Genomic DNA, 23,965 nt, shown 5'->3' with positions numbered 1-23,965 from the left:
GGTCAGTCCTCCTGGTGGGAAAGGGTGGTGCCACCGGCGTCGCCGGTGGCCTCGGTGATCCTGGCGGCCAGGATCGGTCCGATCTGGGCCAGTGATCCCGCTTGGGTCATCTGATCGTGCCGGGTGGTGATCTCGTGGGATTCGATCCGGCCCGTGATGTACGGGCGCCAGACCTCTGGACCGGCGTCGTCGTGGCCCCGGTCGATCGTGGAGTTGAACAGCAACAGGTCGCCCTCGTACGTGCCGGGGACGAAGTCGACCGCCAGCTTCGCGTTGTTGATCATGATCTGGACGATCACCTCGACCTGCCGCTCGTTCAGGCCGGCCAGCGCGCTGCCCCGCCGGTTCAGCACCTCGGCGACCTCGGCGTAGGTGATCTCCTGGTCGCCCAGCTCGTCCGGGTCGACGTCGAGCACCCCGACGAGCACGTCCCGCACGGTGGGCACCGGCTCCTCCTCGAACTGCACGTCCTTCACCGGATAGGCGTCGAGGATCGCCAGCAGTGCGGTCCGCTCGCCGCGCGCCTGCAGTTCGCAGGCCAGCGCGTGGGCGATCAGCCCGCCCGCGGACCAGCCGAGCAGCAGGTACGGGCCCTCCGGCTGGATCTTCTGGACGTGGTCGGCGTAGTCGGCCGCCATCTCCTCGTAGGACGTCGGCAGCGGCTCGGGCCGGCCGAGGCCGCGTGCCTGGATCGCGTAGACCGGGTGCTGCGGACCGAGGTGGTTCAGCAGCCCGCTGTAGGACCAGCTGATGCCGCCGCCGGGGTGGACGCAGAACAGCGGTGTGTCCGCTCCGGTCGAACGCAGTGGCAGCAGCACATCCAACGCGTCGTCCGGATCGTTCATGGACAGGCGTTCGGTGAGTCCGGCCACGGTCGGCGCCTCGAACAGCATGCGCAGTCCCAACTCCAGGCCGAGGATCTCGCGGACCCGGGAGGCCAGCCGGGCGGCCAGCAGCGAGTGCCCGCCCAGGTCGAAGAAGCCGTCGTCGATGCTCACCTGGTCCCGCCCGAGGACCTCGGCGAACAGGCCGCACAGCAGTTGCTCCTGCGGCGTCCGAGGGCCGCGCCCGGCGTCCGACGCCCCGTAGTCGGGGGCGGGCAGGGCGGCTCGGTCCAGTTTGCCGTTGGCGGTCAGCGGCAGCGTGTCCACGGTGACGAACGCCGCCGGCACCATGTAGTCGGGCAGTTCTCGACGCAGTCGGCCGGACAGCTCGGACGTCTCGGGTGCGCCCTCGGGCGCGGGCACCAGGTAGGCGACCAGCCGCTTTTCTCCCGGCCGGTCCTCCCGGGCGACCACGGCAGCCTGGGCGACACCCGGGCAGCCCGCCAGGACGGCCTCGACCTCTCCGGGCTCGATCCGCAGACCGCGCAGCTTGACCTGGTGATCGACGCGACCGGCGAACTCCAGCGTGCCGTCGGGGCGCCACCAGGAAAGGTCACCGGTGCGGTACATACGGCTCCCGGCCGGCCCGTACGGGTCGGCGGTGAAGCGCTCCGCTGTCAGGCCGGGCCGGCCGAAGTAGCCGCGGGCCACACCCGTTCCCGCGAGGTACAGCTCACCGACCATGCCGGTCGGCACCGGCCGCAGCCGGTCGTCGAGCACGTAGGCACGCATGTTCGCCATCGGCCCGCCGATCGGCACGGTCGCGGCGTTCTCGGGGAGGCTGTGCACCGGGTGACGGGTGGCCAGGGTGGTTGCCTCGGTGGGCCCGTAGCCGTTGACCACCTCGATGCCCGGGCAGGCCGCGAGCACCCGGGCGGCGGCGGCCGGGGAGACCACGTCGCCGCCGGTCCACACCTCCCGCACCCCGGCGAGCAGGCCCGGTCGCTCCTCGGCGACCAGACGGAACAGTCCGGCGGTCAGCCACAGTCCGGTCACCCCGTGCGTGGCGATCGTGTGCTGCAGCAGATCGAGGTCGAGCTGCTCGGGCGGTGCGACCACGATCCGGCCCCCGTTGAGCAGCGGAACCCACAACTCGTAGGTCGAGAGGTCGAAAGCCGTCGGGGAGTGCATCAGCACCCGCTCGTGTCCGCCGCCGCGCCATTCGGGGGTCAGCGCCAGGCCCACCACGTCCCGGTGGGTGACCGCCACGCCCTTCGGCCGGCCGGTCGAGCCGGAGGTGTACATGATGTACGCCACCTGCCCCGGTTCACAGGAGACGTCGACGTCGGACGGGTCGGCGGCCGCGGACCGCATGAGCGCGGCGAGCACCTCCGGGGTGAGCACCAGGGCTGCCCCACTCTCCCGCATGATCAGGTCGATCCGGGAGGACGGGAAGCGGGAGTCCAGCGGTACGTAGGCGCCACCCGCCTTGACGATCGCCAGGATGGCCACGACCAGCTCTGCCGAGCGGTCCATCAGGACCGCGACCGGCGTCTCCGGCCGTACGCCCTGGTGGATCAGCGCCCTTGCCAGGCGGTCGGCCCGCAGGTCGAGCTCCGCGTAGGTCAGCTCGGTGCCGCCCGCCACGACCGCGACCGCGTCCGGGGTGGCCCGCACCTGACGGGCGAACAGCTTCGGCACCGAGGCCGACGGCAGCTCCACGGCCGTGTCGTTGAAGCCGTACAGCAGCCGGTGGCGTTCGGCGTCGGACATGAGGTCGATCCGGCTGATCGGCCGGTCAGGGTCGGCGACCGCCGCGCGCAGCAGGCGGGCCCAGCGCTCGAACAGCAGCTCCACCGTGGACGCGTCGAACAGGTCGGTGGCGTACTCCACCGCGCCGACCAGACCGTCGGCGCCGCCGTCCGGGCGGAACTGCTCGGCCAGGCTGAACGTCAGATCGACCCGGGAAGTGCCGGTCGGCGCCTCCAGATGGCCCGTCTCCAGCCCTGGCAGGGCGAACTCGCCGAGCGGCGCGTTCTGCAAGGCCAGCATGACCTGGAACAGCGGGTGGTGGGCCAGCGACCGCACCGGGTTGGCCACCTCGACCAAGTACTCGAAGGGCACGTCCTGGTGGTCGTACGCCGAGAGCGCCTTATGCCGCACCCGGCCGAGCAGTTCGCCGAAGCCGGGGTCGCCGCTGGTGTCGGTGCGCAGCACCAGGGTGTTGACGAAGAACCCGACGAGTTCGTCCAGTGCCTGGTCCGTACGGCCGGCGATCGGGCTGCCGATCGGGATGTCCGTACCGGCACCGAGCCGGTCGAGGAGAGCGGCGAGACCGGCCTGGAGCACCATGAACATGCTGGCCCCGCGCGCGGTGGCCAGGTCCCGCAGCGCCTGGTGCAGCTCGGGGTCCAGCCGGACCACGACCCGGTCGCCCTGCTGGGAGGCCACCGGCGGCCGGGGCCGGTCGGCGGGCAGCTGCACCTGCTGCGGAATTCCCGCCAGCTCGTCCTTCCAGTAGGCCAGTTGCCGGGCGAACAGACTCTCGGGATCGGCGGCGTCGCCGAGCAGGTCGCGTTGCCAGCGGGTGTAATCGGCGTACTGCACCGGCAACGGGGACCACTGCGGCTCCTCGCCCCGGCAGCGCGCCGCGTAAGCCGTCGCGAGGTCGCCGGAGAGCGGCCCCATCGACCAGCCGTCGGCGGCGATGTGGTGCACCACGACCAGCAGCACGTGCCGGTCGGGGGCGAGCGCGTAGAGCTCGGCCCGGACCGGCGGCTCCGCGGCCAGGTCGAAGCCGCGTCGGGCCGTGTTCGCCAGGCGCTCGGCCAGTCGGCTCTCGTCGAGTTCGACCACCGGCAGCGCCGGGTGTGCCTGCGCGGTGCTCAGCACGACCTGGTACGGGACGCCGTCGATCTCGCGGAAGACCGTCCGCAGGCTCTCGTGCCGGGCGATCACGTCCGCGAGTGCGGCGTGCAAGGACGCCCGGTCGAGGCTGCCGGTCAGGCTCAGCGCGAGCGGCATGTTGTAGGTGGCGCTCGGTCCGTCCATCCGGTGCAGGAACCACAAGCGGCTCTGGGCGAAGGACAGTTCCAGGCGCTCCGGGCGGGGCCGGGCAGTCAGCGCGGGCCGCGCTGCTCCGGAACCGTCCAGGTGGGCCGCCAGCCCGGCCACGGTCGGGCTCTCGAACAGGGTCCGGACCTCCAGCTCCGCGCCGAGGGTCGCCCGGACCCTGGCGGCCAGGCGGGTCGCCAGCAGCGAGTGTCCGCCGAGGTCGAAGAAGCTGTCGTCGACCCCGACCTGTGCCAGCCCGAGCACTTCGGCGAACAGCTCCGCGAGGACCTGCTCCTGCGGAGTGCGAGGCGCCCGTCCGGCAGCGGCCGGACCGAGGTCGGGGGCGGGCAGTGCGCGGCGGTCGAGCTTGCCGCTGGCCGTCAGCGGCAGCGCGTCCATCGCGACGAACGCCGACGGAACCAGGTAGTCCGGCAGCCGCTCGCGCAGCCAGTCCCGGAGTTCGCCGAGGAGGGCGCCGGTGCCGCGGCTGCCGGCCGGGCGGTTGGTCAGCGAGGACAGTGCCCGGCCGGAGGCCCCGGCCGGCCGGCGCGGCTCGACCGACGGGCCGTGGAGCGCCCGTGGACCGGCGAGGACGACGTCCACGGCGTCGGCAGCGGTGGCCGACCAGGTGACGGCCACCGTGTGGTCGAACTCCCTGCCGAGGGCGTGGAAGTCCTCCGGGTCGGGGAGGTCGCCTCCCTCCGGGGCGTGCAACCGCTCCAGCAGTTCCGCGAGCGGTCCGTCCTCGTCCTGTAGCGCCCGGGCAAGGGCGGCTTCCCCCACCACACGGCGGTTCGGCACCCCGGTGATCCGCAGCACCTCGGCGGGCGGCTGGGCGAGCAACTCGCGCAGCTCGGCCGGTCCGGTGATCTGCCGCCCCCACGCCAGCTCGACGGACCCGGTGGGGGTCTCCGGGGTGACGGGTGGCTTGTGCAGCGTCACGTCGTAGCGGTACCGGGTCAGTTCGTTGTGGTGGCGGCCGCGCTTGACCTCCACGGCCATCGCGCCGATGTCCGTGCCGGTCTGGCGCAGGACGGTGAAGAAGTCCGGGTCGACCAGCAGTTCCTTCTCCACCCTGAGAGCCCGCTCCACCGCGCGGCGCACGGCCGCGCGGTCGGCGCCGTCGCCGGCCCGGTGCAACTCGACAGCGGTGGCCAGCGGGCGCAGCAGCCGCAGGTTGCGGACGTCGCCGACGAAGAGCGCGCCGCCGGGGGCGAGCAGCCTCATCAGTTTCCCGATCACGTCCGCGAGGTAGTCGGCGGACGGGAAGTACTGCACCACCGAGTTGATCACGATGGTGTCGAACTCCTCGGCCGGCAGCCCGTCGGTGTCGTGCGCCGGACGGGTCTGCAGCACCACGCGCCCGGCCAGCCGCTCCTCCCTCGCGACCTGGGCGGTCAGGGCGTCGATCGCGGTGGCGGAGAAGTCGGTCGCCCAGTAGGCCTCGCAGTGGGGTGCGATCTGCGAGAGCAGCAGACCGGTGCCGACTCCGACCTCCAGTACCCGGCGCGGGTTCAGGGCCAGGATGCGGGTCACCGTCGCGTCCCGCCACTCCCGCATCTGCTCGACAGGGATCGGGCCGGCGTCGTAACTGCTCTTCCAGCCGACGAAGTTGTGACCGAAGGCCGCTTCGTCGGGGGCGATGGGCAGGGCGTCATAGACGTCCTGCCACTCGCCCACGTGGTCCGCTTCCAGGCCGCTGTCCCGGGCCGTGTCCTGACGCGGGACGACGTAGCCGACGAGCGACTCGTCCTGGGCCGCGACGGCGGCCTGGGCGACGGCGGGGTGCTCGGCCAGTGCGGCCTCGACCTCGCCGAGTTCGACGCGGAAGCCGCGGACCTTCACCTGGTCGTCGGCGCGACCGACGTATTCCAGCTGGCCGTCGCCCAGCCGGCGCACCAGGTCGCCGGTGCGGTACATGCGCTCACCGGGTCCGAACGGGCAGGCGACGAACCTCCCCGCCGTCAGGCCCGGCCGGTGAAGGTATCCGCGCGCCAGGCCCGCGCCCGCGACGTACAGCTCCCCCGTCACGCCCGGCGGCACCGGTCGCAGACGGTCGTCCAGCACGTACACACGGGCGTTGGCGATCGGCCGGCCGATGGGCGGCACGCCGGACCCCGGGGACAGCGGGTCGCTCATGGTCGCGCACACCGTGGTCTCGGTCGGGCCGTACGCGTTGATCATCCGGCGTCCGGGTGCCCAGCGCTCCACCAGCTCCGGCGGGCACGCCTCACCCGCCACCACCAGCGTCGACACGGTCACCGTGCCGTCCGGCACAGCGGCGAGGACGGACGGGGGCACCGTCACGTGGGTGGCGCCGAGGCCCGGATCGGTCAAAGCGGCGACCGGATCGGCGGCGGGGGGCAGCATCAGGGTGGCGCCGCCCAGCAGGGCGGTGAAGATCTCCGACACCGAGGCGTCGAAGCTGGGCGAGGCGAACTGGAGCACCCGGCTGCCGGGTTCGATCGCGAAGCGCTCGATCTGTCCTGCGACCAGACTCGCGACACCCCCGTGGCCGACCACGACGCCCTTGGGGCGGCCGGTCGAGCCCGAGGTGTAGATCACGTAGGCCGGGTGGCGGATGTCGAGTGTGATCTCCGGGTCGGTGTCCGGCCAGTCGCCTTCGACCACCATGGCGGGGTCGTCGACCAGTACGGCCGGGCGGGCGTCGTCCAGCATGAACGCGATCCGTGACGGCGGGTAGGCCGGGTCCACCGGCAGGTAGGCCGCCCCGGCCTTCAGTACGCCCAGGACCGCCACCACCGATTCCAGCGATCGCGGCAGGGAGACCGCCACCACCTGCTCCGGACCGACACCCCGGGCGATCAGTGCATGCGCGAACCGGTTCGCCCGCGCGTCGAGCTGTCGGTACGTCAGCTCGTCCTCGCCGCAGACCAGCGCGATCGCGTCCGGTGCCGCCGCCACCCGCGCCGCGAAGGCCTGCGGCAGCGGTACGGCGCCCACGTCCCGGGCGGTGGCGTTGTCGCGTTCCAGCAGCCGGTGCCGTTCGTCGGCGCCGAGGAGGTCGATCCCTCCGATCGGCAGCTCAGGGTCGGCGGTGACGGCCTCCAGCAGGAGCGTCCAGCGCCGGACCAGGGCGGCGACCGTCGAGCGGTCGAACAGGTCGGTGGCGTACTCGACCGCGCCGGCGATTCCTGCCGGGCTCCCGTCGGGACCGAACTGCTCGACCATGCTCACGCCGAGGTCGAACTTGGCGGTTCGGGTCGCGACCGCGTAGGTGGCGACGTCCAGGCCGGGCAGCGAGAACCTGCCCATCGGTGCGTTCTGCACGGCGAGGATGGTCTGGAACAGCGGGTGGTGGGAGAGGGAACGGGACGGGTTCAGCGCCTCCACGAGGTGCTCGAACGGCACGTCCTGGTGCGCGTACGCCGACAGTGCCGTCTCCCTCACCCGGCCCAGCAGCTCGGCGAAGCTCGGATCACCGCTCGTGTCGGTGCGCAGCACCAGCGTGTTGACGAAGAAGCCGACCAGATCGTCCAAGGCCTCATCCGTGCGCCCCGCGATCGGACTCCCGATCGCGATGTCCGTACCCGCACCCAGCCGCGTGTACAGCGCCGCCAGCGCCGCCTGCAGCACCATGAACAGACTCGTCCCGGTACCCCGCGCCAACTCCGCCAGCGCGGCGTGCAGTTCGGGGTCGAGTTCCAGGTCGACGTGGTCCCCGTGCCGGCCTGCGACAGCCGGGCGGGGGCGGTCGGCGGGCAGGGCGAGCAGCTCCGGCAGGTCGGACAGCTGCCGCTTCCAGTAGTCGAGCTGCTCGGCGAACCGGCTCTGCGGGTCGGCGGCGTCGCCGAGCAGCTCGCGCTGCCACAGTGTGTAGTCGGCGTACTGCACGGGCAAGGTCGGCCGGCTGTCCGTCCGGCCCTCGCAACGGGCCGCGTAGGCCTCGGCGAGGTCGCGGGCCAGTGGCCCGGTGGACCAGCCGTCAGCGGCGATGTGGTGCATGACCAGCAGCAGCACGTGTTCGTCCGGCGCGAGAGCGAACAGCTCCGCCCGCAGCGGCGGCTCCGTCGCGAGCTCGAAGGGCTGCCGGGCGGACTCGGCGAGCCGCTCGGGCAGTTCGCCGTGTGTCACCTCGGTCGGCCGGGCCCGGAGGCGGACCGCAGCCGGGTCCAGCACGCGCTGGCAGGGTACGCCGCCGGCCTCCGGGAACACCGTCCGCAGGCTCTCGTGCCGGGCCACCACATCGGCCAGCGCTTGATCCAGTGCGGGGCGGTCGAGTGTTCCGGTCAGCCGCAGCGCCAGCGGGATGTGGTACGTCGCGGCGGCGGCGTCCATACGGTGCAGGAACCAGAGCCGGCGCTGGGCGAAGGAGAGCGGCACTGCCTCGGGCCGCTCGTACGGGGTCAGCGCCGGGCGGGCACGGCCGGCCTCGGCCAGCGCCTCGGCCAGGCCCGCCACGGTGGGCGCCTGGAAGAGTGCGCGCAGCCCGAGTTCCACGCCGAGCACCGAGCGCACCCGGGCGACCAGCCGGGTGGCGAGCAGGGAATGCCCGCCCAACTCGAAGAAGTCGTCGTCGACCGAGACCCGCTGCACGCCGAGCACCTCCGCGAACAGCTCGGCGAGGATCTGCTCCTGCGGCGTGCGCGGCACCCGCCCGCTCCCCGCCGGAGCAGCTTCGGGCACGGGCAGTGCCGCCCGGTCCAGCTTGCCGTTGGGCGTCAGCGGCAACGCGTCCAGCACCATGAAGACGGTCGGCACCAGGTAGTCCGGCAGCCGCTCGCGCAGGTGCGCCGCCAGCTCCGCAGGACGGGCGGCCAGGTCGTGCCGGGCCACCACGTAGCCGACGAGCCGGTCGTCCTGGGCCGCGACGGCGGCCTGGGCGACGGCGGGGTGCTCGGCCAGTGCGGCCTCGACCTCGCCGAGTTCGACGCGGAAGCCGCGGACCTTCACCTGCTGGTCGGCCCGGCCGACGTACTCCAACTCACCGTCGGGCCGACGCCGCACCAGGTCGCCGGTGCGGTACATCCGGGCGCCCGCCGGCCCGAACGGGCAGGCCGTGAACCGTCCCGCCGTGAGGCCCGGCCGGTCCAGGTAGCCGCGTGCCAGACCCGGGCCGGCGATGTACAGCTCTCCGGGCACGCCCGGTGGTACGACGCGCAGCCGCTCGTCCAGTACGTACGTCCGGAAGCCCGCGACCGGCCGGCCGATGGGCGGCACGCCGGACCCTGGGGACAGCGGGTCGCTCATGGTCGCGCACACCGTGGTCTCGGTCGGGCCGTACGCGTTGATCATCCGGCGTCCGGGTGCCCAGCGCTCCACCAGCTCCGGCGGGCACGCCTCTCCCGCCACCACCAGGGTGGTCGCCGTGAGTTCGGCGCCGTCCAGCGCAGCCAGGGCGGAGGGCGGCAGCGTCACATGGGTGACGGAGAACCGGCGGTCCGTCAGGGCCTCCAGCGGGGCCTCGGCAGGAGCCAGTACGAGGGAGGCACCGGTGAGCAGCGCGCTGCACAGGTCCCAGAAGGACGCGTCGAAGCTGGGCGAGGCGAACTGGAGCACCCGGCTGCCCGGCGCCACGCCGAGCCGCTCGACCTGCACCGCCACCAGGCCCGACACACCGGCGTGGCTCACGACGACGCCTTTGGGGCGGCCGGTCGAGCCCGAGGTGTAGATCACGTAGGCCGGGTGGCGGATGTCGAGTGTGATCTCCGGGTCGGTGTCCGGCCAGTCGCCTTCGACCACCATGGCGGGGTCGTCGACCAGTACGGCCGGGCGGGCGTCGTCCAGCATGAACGCGATCCGTGACGGCGGGTAGGCCGGGTCCACCGGCAGGTAGGCCGCCCCGGCCTTCAGTACGCCCAGGACCGCCACCACCGATTCCAGCGATCGCGGCAGGGAGACCGCGACCACCTGCTCCGGACCGACACCCCGGGCGATCAGTGCATGCGCGAACCGGTTCGCCCGCGCGTCGAGCTGTCGGTACGTCAGCTCGTCCTCGCCGCAGACCAGCGCGATCGCGTCCGGTGCCGCCGCCACCCGCGCCGCGAACAGCTCAGGCAGGCTTTCCCCGCCCGCTTCCTCCTCGACGGAGGGCAGCAGCTCGCCGCGCTCCTCGGCGGACAGCAGGTCGATCCCGCCGATCGGCCGGTCGGGAGCGGCGGCGACCGCGGCCAGCAGCCTGGTCCACCTGGCGGCCAGGGTCTCGACCGTCGCGCGGTCGAACAGGTCGGTGCTGTACTCGATCGCACCGCTGAGTCCGGCCGGCTCGCCGTCGGGACCGTACTCCTCCGCGAACCCGAAGGTCAGGTCGAGCCGCGCGGTCCCGGTGAGCACGGCCACCCCGGTGACCTGGAGGCCCGGCAGTTCGAAGGCGCCGCCCGGCGCGTTCTGCACGACCAGACCGGTCTGGAACAGCGGGTGGTGGGAGAGGGAACGGGACGGGTTCAGCGCCTCCACGAGGTGCTCGAACGGCACGTCCTGGTGCGCGTACGCCGACAGTGCCGTCTCCCTCACCCGGCCCAGCAGCTCGGCGAAGCTCGGATCACCGCTCGTGTCGGTGCGCAGCACCAGCGTGTTGACGAAGAAGCCGACCAGATCGTCCAAGGCCTCATCCGTGCGCCCCGCGATCGGACTCCCGATCGCGATGTCCGTACCCGCACCCAGCCGCGTGTACAGCGCCGCCAGCGCCGCCTGCAGCACCATGAACAGGGTCGCCCCCGATCGTCGTGCCAACTCCACGAGCGCGGTGTGCAGCTCGGCACCGATGCGGAGTTCCAGCAGGTCACCGCTGTACGACATGGCGGCCGGGCGCGGCCGGTCGGCAGGCAGTTGCAGTTGGTCGGGCAAACCGGCCAGTGTCTGCGTCCAGTAGGCGACCTGGCGGGCGAACAGGCTGTCGGCGTCGTCCTCGTCGCCCAGGATCTCGTGCTGCCACAGGGTGTAGTCGCCGTACGTCACGGGCAGCGGTGGCCATGCCGGTGCCCCGCCGCTCTGCCGGGTGCTGTAGGCGGCGGCCAGGTCCCGGGCGAGCGGGCCCATGGACCAGCCGTCTCCGACGATGTGGTGCATGACCAGCAGCAGTACATGCTCGTCCGGCGCGACCGAGAACAGTTCCGCCCGCAGCGGTACCTCCGAGGTCAGGTCGAAGCCGCGCACTGCCGCCTCGCGCAGCGTCGCGGAGAGCTCCCTCTCGCCGGTCTTGCGCACGGCCAGGGGGACGGCGACCTCGGCGGTGTCGAGCACCCGCTGGTACGGAATTCCGCCGGTGTGCGGGAAGACCGTCCGCAGGGTTTCGTGCCGGGCCACCACGTCCACGAGCGCGGCGCTCAGTGCGGCCCGGTCGAGGTCTCCCGACAGCCGCAGGGCCAGCGGCATGTGATAGGTGGCGCTCGGCGCCCCGAACTGCTGGAGGAACCAGAGCCGGCGCTGGGCGAACGACAGCGGCATCAGTTCGCGGCGGGGCCGGGGCACCAGCGCCTGCCGTGGGGTTCCGGCGTCGTGCAGCCCGGCCGCCAGTCCGGCGGGAGTCGGGGTCCGGAACAGAGCGCGCAGCTGCAGTTCGACTCCGAGGGTCGCCCGGACCCGCGAGACCAGCCGGGTGGCGAGCAAGGAGTGCCCACCCAGCTCGAAGAAGTCCTCGTCGACCCAGACCCGCGCGATCCCCAGCACCTCGGCGAACAGCTCGCACAGGATCTGCTCCTGGGGCGTGCGCGGCGCCCGGCCGCCGGCGGTCGTGCCCGCCTCCGGCGCGGGCAGAGCCGCCCGGTCGAGCTTGCCGTTCGGCGTCAGCGGCAGCGCGTCGAGCAGTACGAACGCGGACGGAACCATATATTCCGGCACCCGGTCGCGCAGGAACACCGCCAGCGCCGACGCGGTCGCCACGGTCGCGTCCGAGGGGACGACGTACGCGACGATCCGGTCCTCCCGGGCGAGTACCGCGACCTGGGACACGCCCGGGTGCGCGGTCAGCTCGGCCTCGATCTCACCGGGCTCGATCCGGAACCCGCGCACCTTGACCTGGTGGTCGACCCGGCCGGCGAATTCCAGCTCGCCGTCGGCACGCCAGCGCACCAGGTCGCCGGTGCGGTACATCCGCGCGCCCGCCGGACCGTACGGATCGGCGACGAAGCGCCCGGCGCTCAGTCCGGGCTGGTTCAGGTAGCCGCGAGCCAGCCCCGTTCCGGCCAGGTACAGCTCGCCCAGCACGCCGGAGGCCACCGGACACAGCGCCGAATCCAGCACATACGCCTGGCAGTTGGCGATGGGACGGCCGATCGGCACCGGCAGCGGGCAGTCGGCGGGGTCGGCCGGAAGCGCGTAGGCGGTGATCACGTGCGTTTCGGCAGGCCCGTAGTGGTTGTGCAGCACCCGGCCCGGCCGACGGGCCTGGAAGCGGCGCAGTGCACCGCTCAGCCGCATGGCCTCTCCGGCCTGGGCGACCAGCCGCAGGTGCGGCAGGTCCAGCCCGGCCTCCTCGGCGGCTTCGGCCAGTGCCTCGACCACCAGATTCGGCGCGAACAGCTCCTCGACCTGGTGCCGGTCCAGCCAGTGGGCGAACAGCTCCGCGCTGCGGCGCTGCTCCTCGGTCGGCACCACCAGGGTCTTGCCGTACAGCAGCGCGGAAAGCATCTCCTGCACCGAGACGTCGAAGCTGATCGCGGTGAACTGCGCGGTGCGCGTGCCGGGTTCGCCACCGACGGTCCGGTGGTGCCACTCCAGCAGGTTCAACAGTCCGGCGGCGGGCATCTCGATGGCCTTGGGCCGGCCGGTGGAACCGGAGGTGTAGATGACGTAGGCAGGATGCCGGGCGTCCGCGGGGACGGCCGGATCGTGCTCCGGCAGCTCGCCGGCCGGTGTGACGGCCGCGAGGTCGTCGAGTACGACGGCCGGGCGGGCGTCCTCCAGCATGTACGTGATGCGGGCGGCCGGGTAGTCCGAGTCGATCGGCAGGTACGCCGCGCCCGTCTTGAGCACGGCGAGGACGGCGACCACCAGCTCGGCCGAACGCGGCAGTCGCAGGGCGACGACCTGCTCAGGACCCACACCTCGCGCGATCAGCGCGTGGGCCAGGCGGTTGGCCCGGCGGTTCAGCTCGCGGTAGGTCAGCACGGTGCTCTCGAACACCACGGCCGGGGCCTCCGGCGTCGCCCGGGCACGTGCCTCGAACAGCGCGGGCAGGGTGGCATCAGGAGCCGGGCAGGCCGTGTCGTTGCGGTCGACCAACAGCTCGCGCCGCTCCTCGGCGGTGAGGATGTCGATCCGGCTCAGCGGACGCTCCGGCGCGGCGACCACCGCGGCCAGCAGCCGCAGCCACCGGGCGACCAGTGCCTCCACCGTGGCGGGGTCGAACAGGTCGGTGCTGTACTCGACCCGTCCGATGATGCCCTCGGCCGGCCCGCCGGTGCCGCCGCGCTCCAGCAGGTGGAAGCCGAGGTCGAACATCGTCGTCGGCGTCCGCACCAGGACGATCTCGGCGGTCAGACCGCTCAGCTCGAACTCGGCGCGGGGCACGTTCTGCAGCGCGAGCAGCACCTGGAACAGCGGCTGCCGGGTGAGCGACCGGGACGGGTTCAGGGCCTCGACGACATGCTCGAACGGCAGGTCCTGGTGCGCGTACGCGCCGAGTGCGCCCTCCCGGACACGGACCAGCAGGTCGGCGAAGGACGGGTCGCCGCTGGTGTCCGTGCGGAGCACCAGGGTGTTGACGAAGAACCCGATGAGGTCGTCCAGCGCCTGGTCGGTGCGGCCGGCGATCAGGCTGCCGACCGGGACGTCCGTACCCGCACCGAGCTTGTCCAGCAGCGAAGCCAGGCCCGCCTGCAGCACCATGTACACGCTGGCGCCGTGCTCCCGGCCCAGCCGGACGAGCCCGGCGTGGAGCTCCGCGTCCAGTTCGATCGGCAGGTAGCCGCCGGAGAAGGAAGGGGTCGCGGGCCGGTGGCGGTCGGCGGGGAGCCGGATCTGCTCCGGCAGGTCCGCGAGCGTCCGCGTCCAGTACTCGGTCTGACGGGCGAACAGGCTGTCCTGGTCGGCCGCATGGCCGAGCAGCCGGTTCTGCCACAGGGCGTAGTCGGCGTACTGCACGGGCAGCGGTGCCCACTGCGGCGCCCCGCCCTGGCGGCGTGCCGCGTACGCGGTGGTCAGGTCGGTGGCCAGCGGGCCCAGCGACCAGCCGTCACCGGCGATGTGGTGCATCACCAGGAGCAGTACGTGCTCGTTCGCCGAGACCTCGAACACTTCGGCGCGCAGCGGTGGTTCGGCGGCAAGGTCGAATCCGCGCGCAGCGGCTCCCGTCAGCAGTTCCGGCAGGGCCGGCTCGTCGGCCGGGGTGACCGACAGCTTCGGGCGCGCCTCCCCTGCGGCCAGTACCCGCTGGTAGGGCACGCCGTCCGTGGCCGGGAAGACCGTGCGCAGGGTTTCGTGCCGGTCGACGAGGTCGCCCAGCGCCGCCTCCAGGGCCGCCAGGTCCAGCGGTCCCGAGAGCCGCCATGCGAGCGGCATGTTGTAGACCGACTCGGCGCCCTCCAACTGGCGCAGGAACCACAGCCTCCGCTGGGCCGACGACAGCGGCACCAGCTCGGGCCGCTCCGCCCGCTCCAGGGCGAGCCGGGCCCGGTCCGCGCCGCCCAGCCCGGCGGCAAGCCCGGCCACGGTCGGGGTACGGAACAGGGCGGACAGGGCCAGCTCCACGCCCAGCGTCGCACGGACCCGGGCCACCAGCCGGGTGGCGAGCAGGGAGTGCCCGCCGAGATCGAAGAAGTCGTCGTCGGCACCGACCTGGGACAGGCCCAGTACCTCGGCGAACAGCCCGGCCAGCACATGTTCGTGAGGAGAGTGCGGTGCCCGGCCGGCCGGCGTCGCGGTGGACTCGGGCTCGGGCAGCGCGCGCCGGTCCAGCTTGCCGTTCGGGGTCAGCGGCAGAGCATCGAGGGAGACGAACGCCGCCGGCACCATGTACTCAGGCAGCCGCTCGCGCAGGTGCGTCCGGAGGTCCTCCGGCCGAAGCTCCGCACCGGTGGCGGTCTGCAGGTAGGCGACCAGACGGGGGCCCTGCGCCCGGTCCTGCCGGACGATCACGGCGGCCCGAGTGATTCCGGGGTGCTCGGCGAGGACGGCCTCGATCTCGCCGAGTTCGATGCGGAAGCCGCGGACCTTGACTTGGTCGTCGGTGCGGCCGAGGAACTCCAGGTTTCCGTCCGGGTTCCATCGCACCAGGTCACCGGTGCGGTACATCCGTGAGCCGCCGGGACCGAACGGGTCCGCGACGAACCGACCAGCGGTCAGACCCGGCCGGTTCAGATAGCCCCGTGCCAGGCCCGTACCGGCGATGTACAGCTCACCCGGCACATCCGCGGGCACGGGCCGCAACGCGGCGTCGAGTACGTGCAGCCGGACGCCGCCGAGAGGTCGGCCGATCACTTGGCACGGACTCGACTCCAGGCGCGCGACGACAGAGTCCACGGTGCACTCGGAGGGCCCGTAGTAGTTGAGCGAGAGCACCCCGTCGGCCGCCCGCAGCCGCTTCCACAGCTGGTCCGGAACGGTCTCCCCGCCCAGCGCGACCACCGAAGGACACCATCGCGGGTCGTCCAGCAGACCGTGCTCGATCAGCACCTGCAGATAGGAAGGGGTGCCGCCGACAGTGTCCAGCCCGGCCCGCACGGCGTACTCGAGGTAGGCCTCCGGGTCGGACCAGGTCGCCTCGTCCAGGACGTGCAGCTCGTGGCCCGCGAACAGGGCGAACAGCTGGTCGCAGGAGCCGTCGAACGACACGGATGTAGTCAGCCCCACACGCATCCGCTTCCCCGACTGGAAGACCAGTGGGTTCTGGTTGGCGAAGAGGTTGAGCAGGCTGCCGTGGGTTGCGACCACGCCCTTGGGCCTGCCGGTGGAGCCGGAGGTGTAGATGACGTAGACCGGGTGGCTCGGATCGACGGCCACCATCGGATCGGCCGCCGGGCAGCCCTCCACCAGGGCGGCCGTGTCCGGTTCGTCGAGCACCAGTCGCCCGACAGGACCACCGTCGGGCAGCCGGCCCAGGGTGCGGGTGTCGGTCACGGTCAGGACCGGGCGGGCGTCTTCGAGGAGGTAGGCGATCCGGGCCGCCGGGTACTCGGGGTCGACCGGGACGTACGCCGCGCCGGTCTTCAGCACCGCGAGGATCGCCACCACCAGCTCGGCCGACCTCGGCAGCGCCACCGCCACCAGCCGCTCGGGCCCCGCACCCCGTGCGATCAGCGCGTGTGCCAACCGGTTCGCCCGCACGTCCAACTCCGCGTACGTCAGCGACACGTCGCCGCACACCAGCGCGACGAGGTCCGGAGTCGCCCGGACGTGCTCCCGGAACAGCTCCGGCAGGCTCTCCGTCAAAGCCGCCGCCGCCGGCCCGGTACCCAGCTCCGTCAGCTCACCGCGCTCCTCGGCCGAGAGCAGGTCGAACCGGCTGAGCGGCCGCCGCGGGTCGGCGACCGCGGCGCGGAGCAGCCGCTCCCACCGCCCGATCATCGTCTCGACGGCTGCCGGGTCGTACAGGTCGCAGGCGTACTCGACGGACCCGTCGATCCCCTCCGGGGAGCCGTCCTCCGCGTGCCGCTCGGACATGGTGAAGATCAGGTCGAGTTTGGCCGTGGTGGATGTCGACGGCATGTCGTCGACGCGCAGCCCGGACGGCGCGAAATCGGCCCGGGGCGCGTTCTGCAGCACCAGCATCACCTGGAACAGCGGGTGGTGCGCCAGCGACCGGGACGGGTTCAGGACCTCGACCAGGTACTCGAACGGCAGGTCCTGGTGGGCGTATCCGGCCAGCGCGGTGTCCCGGACCCGGTCCAGCAGCTCGGCGAACGTCGGATCGCCCGAGGTGTCGGTACGGAACACCAGGGTGTTGACGAAGTAGCCCACCAGGTCGTCCTGCGCCTGGTCGGTCCGGCCGGCGACCGGGCTGCCGACCGGAATGTCGTCGCCCGCGCCGAGCTTGCTCAGCAACGCCGCCAGCCCTGCCTGGAGCACCATGAACAGACTGGTCCCGTGCGCACGGGCGAGCTCACGAAGACCGCGGTGCAGCTCAGCGTCGAGACCGGCGAGCACAGAAGCGCCCCGGTGCGAGGCGACCGCCGGGCGGGGCCGGTCGGAGGGCAGCTGGATCCGCTCCGGCAGACCGGCCAGCTGCCGGGTCCAGTAGTCCGCCTGGCCGGCGAACAGGCTGTCCCCGTCAGCGGAGTCGCCGAGCAGTTCGTGCTGCCACAGGGTGTAGTCGGCGTACTGGACAGGCAGGGGGGCCCACTGCGGCTCCTGGCCGCGGCAGCGTGCCGTGTAGGCGGCGGTCAGTCCCTGCGCGAGCGGGCCCAGCGACCAGCCGTCACCCGCGATGTGGTGGAGCACCAGCTGGAAGACGTGCTCGTCCGGCGCCAACTCGAACAGCCCGGCCCGCAGCGGCACATCGGCAGCCAGATCGAACCGGCGGTCCTTCGCCGCCGTCATCAGAGCGGGCAGCTCGGCCTCGGTGGTCCGGTTCACGAGCAGCCGCGGGCGGGCCGCCTCCACGTCCAGCACCTGCTGGTGCGGCACCCCGTCCACCGCCGGGAAGACGGTGCGCAGGCTCTCGTGCCGAGCCGTCACGTCCGCCACGGCGGCCTCCAGGGCACCCCGGTCCAGATCACCGGACAGCCGCCAGGCCAGGGAGATGTGGTAGTTCGCGCTGACACCCTCCAGCTGGTGCAGGAACCACAGCCGCCGCTGCGCGAACGACAGCGGGATGACCTCGGGGCGCTCGCGCCGGACCAGGGCGGCCTGCGCCGGCCCAGCCGCTGTCAGGGCGGCGGCCAGACCCGCCGGGGTCGGCGCCTCGAACAGGGTGCGCAGCGGCATCTCCACGCCGAGCGTCGCGCGGATCCGGGCGGCCAGGCGGGTGGCGAGCAGCGAGTGCCCGCCCAGATCGAAGAACCCGTCCTCGACGCCGGCCGACGCCACCCCCAGGACCTCTGCGAACAGCCGGCAGAGGATCTGCTCCTGCGGGGTGCGCGGCGCACGGCAGGTGGCCGCCGGGGTGAGGTCGGGGGCGGGCAGGGCCCGATGGTCCAGCTTGCCGTTGACGGTCAGCGGCAGCGCGTCCAGCATGACGAACGCCGACGGCACCATGTACTCCGGCAACCGCTCGCGCAGGTGCCCCCGCAGGTCGGCGGTGCTCGGTGCGGCGCCCGCGGCCGGCACCAGGTACGCGGCAAGCCGGGTGTCGTCGGACCGGTCCTGCCGTGCCAGGACGGCGGCCTGGGCGATGCCGGGGTGCGCGGCCAGCGCCGCCTCGATCTCGCCGAGCTCGATCCGGAAGCCGCGCACCTTCACCTGCTGGTCGGCCCGGCCGACGTAGCGCAGGCTGCCGTCCGCCGAGCGGCGCACCACGTCGCCGCTGCGGTACATCCGCGATCCCGGTAGCCCGAACGGGTCCGCGACGAACCGCCCCGCGGTCAGGCCGGGCCGGTTCAGGTAGCCGCGCGCCAGGCCCGCGCCCGCGACGTACAGCTCGCCGGGCACGCCCGGGGCCACCGGCCGCAGGCCGTCGTCGAGCACGTACGCCCGCAGGTCCGGGAGGGCCGTGCCGACCTGGCCGGCGGCGGTCCCGGACCGGTCGAGGGCCGCGTACGTGACATGCACCGTGGTCTCGGTGATGCCGTACATGTTGACCAGCCGCGGCGCGTCCTCCGCGTGCCTCTGGTACCAGCTCGCCAGCCGGGCGTGCTCCAGCGCCTCGCCGCCGAACACCACCGTGCGAAGGGCGAGCCGACGGCCGGTCTCCGGGGCCTCCGCGTCCGCCTGCATCAGCTGGTAGAAGGCGGACGGCGTCTGGTTGAGCACCGTCACCCGCTCGTGGGCGAGCAGTTCCAGGAACCGGCCGGGCGAGCGGCTGGTCTCGTGGTCCACGACCACCAGACGGCCGCCGTGCAGCAGCGGGCCCCACAGTTCCCACACCGAGAAGTCGAAGGAGTAGGAGTGGAAGAGGGTCCACACGTCATCGGAGGAGAAGCCGAACAGCTCCCGTGTCGTGTCGAACAGGCGCACCACGTTGCGGTGCGGGACCACCACGCCCTTGGGGTTGCCGGTGGAACCGGAGGTGTGGATGACGTAGGCGGCGTGGTCCGGGCCGACGGCGACCTCCGGGTCCGTGTCCGGTAGCCCGTCCAGGTCGGCGGTGTCCAGCAGCAGCCGGTCCACGTGCTCCGCTCCCGGCAGTTCTCCGGTCCGGCTCGTCGTCACGAGCAGCGCGGGCCGGGAGTCCTGGAGGAGATAGGCGATTCGGGAGGCCGGGTACTCCGGGTCCACCGGTACGTACGCGGCGCCGGTCTTCAGTACCGCGAGCACCGCCACGACCAGCTCCGCCGAGCGTGGCAGGGCCAGCGCCACCAGCTGCTCCGGCCCCACCCCCCGGTCGATCAGGGCGTGCGCCAGCCGATTGGCACGCGCGTTCAGCCGACCGTACGTCAGAGTGGTCTCGCCGTCGGTGAGAGCGGTCGCGGCAGGGTTCGCCCGCACCTGCCGCTCGAACAGCGCGGCCAGGCCGCACTCCGGCAGCTCCCCGCCCTGGTCGGTGCCGGTCGGCAGCAAGGCCCGGAGCTCGTCGGCGGACAGCACGTCCACCTGGCGGATCCGTCGGCCGGGGTCGGCGACGACGGAGCGCAGCAGCCGCAGCCACCGCTCGACGATCCCGGTGACGGTGGCCGCGTCGAACAGATCGGTGCTGTACTCCACCACGCCCGACAACCCGTCCTCGCCGGGCTGTTCGGCCAGGACGAAGGTCAGGTCGCACTTGGCCGTTCCGGTGGGTACCAGGTCGGTCGCCACGCGCAGCCGCGGCAGGTCGAAGGTGCCGAACGGAGCGTTCTGCAGGGTGAGCATGGTCTGGAACAGCGGGTGGTGTGCGAGCGTCCGGGTCGGGTTCAGCGCCTCCACGAGGTGCTCGAACGGCACCTCCTGGTGCGCGTACGCGGCCAGCGCGTCGGAACGCACCCGGCCCAGCAGCTCGATGAACGACGGATCGCCGGACAGATCGGTGCGCAGCACCAGGGTGTTGACGAAGAAGCCGACCAGGTCGTCCAGGGCCTCGTCGGTGCGTCCCGCGATCGGTGTGCCGATCGGGACGTCGGTACCGGCACCGAGCTTGCCCAGCAGGGCGGCCAGACCGGCCTGGAGCACCATGAAGAGGCTGGCTCCGCCGTCGCGGGCGAGCTCGCGCAGGCCCTGGTGCAGCTCGGCGTCGATGCGCACCGGAAGGTGGGCGCCCCGATAGGACATCGCCGCCGGCCGGGGCCGGTCGAAGGGCAGCTCGACCTGGTCGGGCAGGTCCGCCAGCCGTTCCCGCCAGTAGGCGAGTTGGCCGTTGAGCAGACTGTCCGGGTCGGCGCCGTCACCCAGCAGCTCCTGCTGCCAGAGGGCATAGTCGGCGTACTGGACCGGCAGCGGCGGCCACTCCGGCTTCGCCCCCTCGCTGCGGGCCGCGTAGGCGGTCGCCAGATCCCGCGAGAGCGGGCCCGTCGACCAGCCGTCACCGGCGATGTGGTGCACCACCAGCAGCAGTACGTGCTCCTCGGCGCCGAGCCGGAAGAGTTCGGCGCGCAGCGGCGATTCCCCGGAGAGCTCGAAGCCGTACCGCGCCGCCTCCGCCAGCCGGTCCGGCAGGTCATGCTCGTCGGCCTCGGTCACCCGCAGCCGCGGCCGTACCGCGTCGATGCCGAGCACCTGCTGGCACGGCACTCCGTCGACCACCGGAAAGACGGTCCGCAGGCTCTCGTGCCGCTCCACCACGTCCGTCAGGGCGGCTTCCAGGGCCCGCTGGTCCAGGATTCCGGACAGCCGCAGAGCCAGTGGAATGTTGTAGGTGGCACTCGGACCTTCCATCCGGTGCAGGAACCACAGCCGGCGCTGCGCGAAGGACAGCGGAACCGTCTCGGGCCGCTCGCGCCGCCCCAGCGCCGGGCGCGCCCGGCCCGCGGCGTCCACCGCGGCCGCCAGCTCCGCCACCGTCGGCGCGTCGAACAGGTCGCGCAGCCTCAGCTCCACGCCCAGCACGGACCGCGCCCTGGCAATCAACCGGGTGGCGAGCAGGGAGTGCCCACCGAGGTCGAAGAACGAGTCGTCGACACCGACCTGCGGCAGTCCCAGCACCTCGGCGAACAGCCCGGCCAGCAGGTGCTCGACAGCGGTGCGCGGTGCGCGGCCCGGCGCGGCGGGCTGCTGCTCGGGCGCCGGGAGGGCGCGCCGGTCGAGCTTGCCGTTCGGGGTCAGCGGCAGCGCGTCCAGCACCACGATCGCCGACGGCACCATGTACTCGGGCAAGCGCTCCCGCAGCCAGGCCCGCAGTGTGTCCGTGTGGACGACCTGCCCCGCGGCAGGTACCGCGTAGGCGACCAGCAGGGGTTCCTCGTCGGTGCGCACCGTGACGGCGTTCCGAGTGATCCCGGGGTGCTCGGCGAGGACGGCCTCGATCTCGCCGAGTTCGATGCGGAAGCCGCGGACCTTGACCTGGTCGTCGGTGCGGCCGAGGAACTCCAGGTTTCCGTCCGGGTTCCATCGCACCAGGTCACCGGTGCGGTACATCCGTGAGCCGCCGGGACCGAACGGGTCCGCGACGAACCGACCAGCGGTCAGACCCGGCCGGTTCAGATAGCCCCGCGCCAGGCCCGCACCGGCGATGTACAGCTCACCCGGCACACCCACGGGCACGGGCCGCAACGCGGCGTCCAGCACGTGCAGCCGGGCGTTGGTGACGGGCCGGCCGATGACCGGACGAGGGCTCGATGCCGTGGGCGCCGTCACCGAGTTGACGGTGCACTCCGACGGTCCGTAGAGGTTGAGGCAGGAGGCCCCGTCGAAGGCCCCGTCGGAGGCCCGCAACCGCTCCCAGAGCTGCTCGGGGACGGCCTCGCCGCCCGCCGCGACGAGCGCGGGACGGCGCTGCGGATCGTCCAGGAGTCCATGGGCGACGAGGACGTGGAGGTAGGAAGGGGTGGCCTCGACGTAGTCCAGCCCGTGGCACGCCGCGTAGTCGACGAAGGCCTCCGGGTCGGTCCAGGTCGCGTGATCCAGGACGTGCAGCTCGTGGCCCGCGAAGAGGGCCATCAGCTGGTTCCAGGAGGCGTCGAACGACACCGAGGTGGTCAGCGCCACCCGTAGCCGCCGCCGGTCCTCCAGCAGGGGTGCGAACTGCACCAGCCGGTGGTCGGTGAGCAGGTTGAGCAGGCTGCCGTGGGTTGCGACCACGCCCTTGGGCCTGCCGGTGGAGCCGGAGGTATAGATGACGTAGACCGGGTGGCTCGGATCGACGGCCACTGCCGGATCGGCTGCCGGGCATCCCTCCACCAGGGCGGCCGTGTCCGGTTCGTCGAGCACCAGTCGGCCGACAGGGCCACCGTCGGGCAGCCGGCCCAGGGTGGGGGTGTCGGTGACGGTGAGGACCGGGCGGGCGTCGTCGAGGAGGTAGGCGATGCGGGCGGCCGGGTACTCGGGGTCGACGGGGACGTACGCCGCGCCGGTCTTGAGTACCGCGAGGATCGCCACCACCAGCTCGGCCGACCTCGGCAGCGCGACCGCCACCAGCCGCTCGGGCCCCGCACCCCGTGCGATCAGCGCGTGTGCCAACCGGTTCGCCCGCACGTCCAACTCCGCGTACGTCAGCGATACGTCGCCGCACACCAGCGCGACGAGGTCCGGAGTCGCCCGGACGTGCTCCTGGAACAGCTCCGGCAGGCTCTCCGTCAAAGCCGCCGTCGGCCCGGTGCCCAGCTCCGTCAGCTCACCGTGCTCCTCGGCCGAGAGCAGGTCGAACCGGCCGACCGCCTCGTCCGGGTCGCAGTCCGCGACGGCGTCGAGCAGGGCCAGCAGCCGCTGTTGGTGCGCGGCGAGGTCGTCGTCGCCGTACGCCTCCGGCGCGCCGTGCAGCCGGAGAAGCGGGGGATTGCCGTCCCGGTAGTCGAAGAGCCAGACGGCCAGGTCGGTGGTCGACCCCGAGACGAAGTGGTGCACCGAGGCGGAGTGCCCGGCGAAGCTCGGCCTGGCGTTGAAGGCCATGATGTTGACGATCAGCGGGAACGCCGTTCCGATGCTGCCCGGCGCGCCCAGGTCGCGCAGCAGGTCCTCGCTGCGGTAACGCTCGTGCGCGACGGCCGACTCGACCTCCCGCGCCACCTGGGCGAGGAGAGCGCCCCACGGCATGTCCGGTCGCACGGTCAGCCGCAGCGGCACCACGTTGGACATCGTGCCGGGCACCGACATCAGGTCCCGGTCGGAGCCCCGACGGGCGGTGACGGGCAGGGCGAGCACCACGTCCTGGGCGCCGCTCAGCCGGTGGGCGTAGAGAGCCGTCGCCGCGATCACCACCCGGGACCACCTGACACCGGCCCGGCCCGCCGCCGCCCGCAGTGCCTCGGGGCTCCGCAGCTCCAGCTCCCCGGCCACGCGCAGAGTCCGGTGTGGGTCGGTCACGGAGGTGTCGGTGAGCCGTGTCGGGGCGGGCAGATCGGTGAAGCGCTCGGTCCAGTAGGAGCGGTCGGCGGTGAAGTCGGCGGACGAGCGATAGGCGGCGTCGCTGTCGACCAGGTCCCGTAGCGAGCCGAACGGGCAGGGCGGTACAACACGGTCCTCGGCCAGCGCCGAGTACACCTCGCCGACCCGCTGCCGGACCATGGAGCTGCTGATCGCGTCCAGCACCAGGTGGTGGTAGTTCAGGTACCAGAGGAACTCCGTCGGCGACAGCCGGATCAGCGCATGGCCGAACAGCGGATCACGGGCGAGGTCCAACGGACGGGCCAGGTCCCGCTCCATCCAGTTCATGGCCGCCGCCCGGGGATCCGGCTCTGCGCCGAGGTCGAGGTGGACGGGTGCCCAGTCCCAGGTCTCGCGGAGGATCTGACGCGGGCCTTCCCCGTCGTCGACGAAGGTCACGTGCAGGGCGTCGACCTCGTCGACCACCAGGCGCAGCGCGGCTTCGAACAGCTCCGGGTCGACCGGCCCGTGGATCTCCAGGCATTCGCCGACGCGGTAGCCCGGGATGGGCGTCCGGGAGTGCTGCTCTGCGAGCCAGATCTCCCGCTGGGCCGCGGTCAGGGGAAGGACGTCTCCGTCGCGACGGGACATGGGGGTAC

General features: G+C 72.7%; 1 protein-coding gene. It reads right to left on the bottom strand.

Features of this window, described 5'->3' with window-relative positions; translation table 11 throughout:
* Positions 1–2: 2 nt before the first annotated feature.
* On the bottom strand, positions 3–23,957 hold the full coding sequence (locus OG580_RS03625; RefSeq protein ID WP_267042174.1) for a non-ribosomal peptide synthase/polyketide synthase: 23,955 nt from the start codon (positions 23,955–23,957) through the stop codon (positions 3–5).
* Positions 23,958–23,965 lie beyond the last annotated feature (8 nt).

Origin of the sequence: Streptomyces sp. NBC_00094 (genome assembly GCF_026343125.1) — a bacterium.
Lineage (GTDB): Bacteria > Actinomycetota > Actinomycetes > Streptomycetales > Streptomycetaceae > Streptomyces.
This window is presented reverse-complemented; position numbering and strand designations above follow the sequence as displayed.

Bases quoted from the DNA above. Each gene is read 5' to 3' on its own strand.
- OG580_RS03625 (WP_267042174.1), bottom strand. From the start codon at position 23,957: ATGTCCCGTCGCGACGGAGACGTCCTTCCCCTGACCGCGGCCCAGCGG.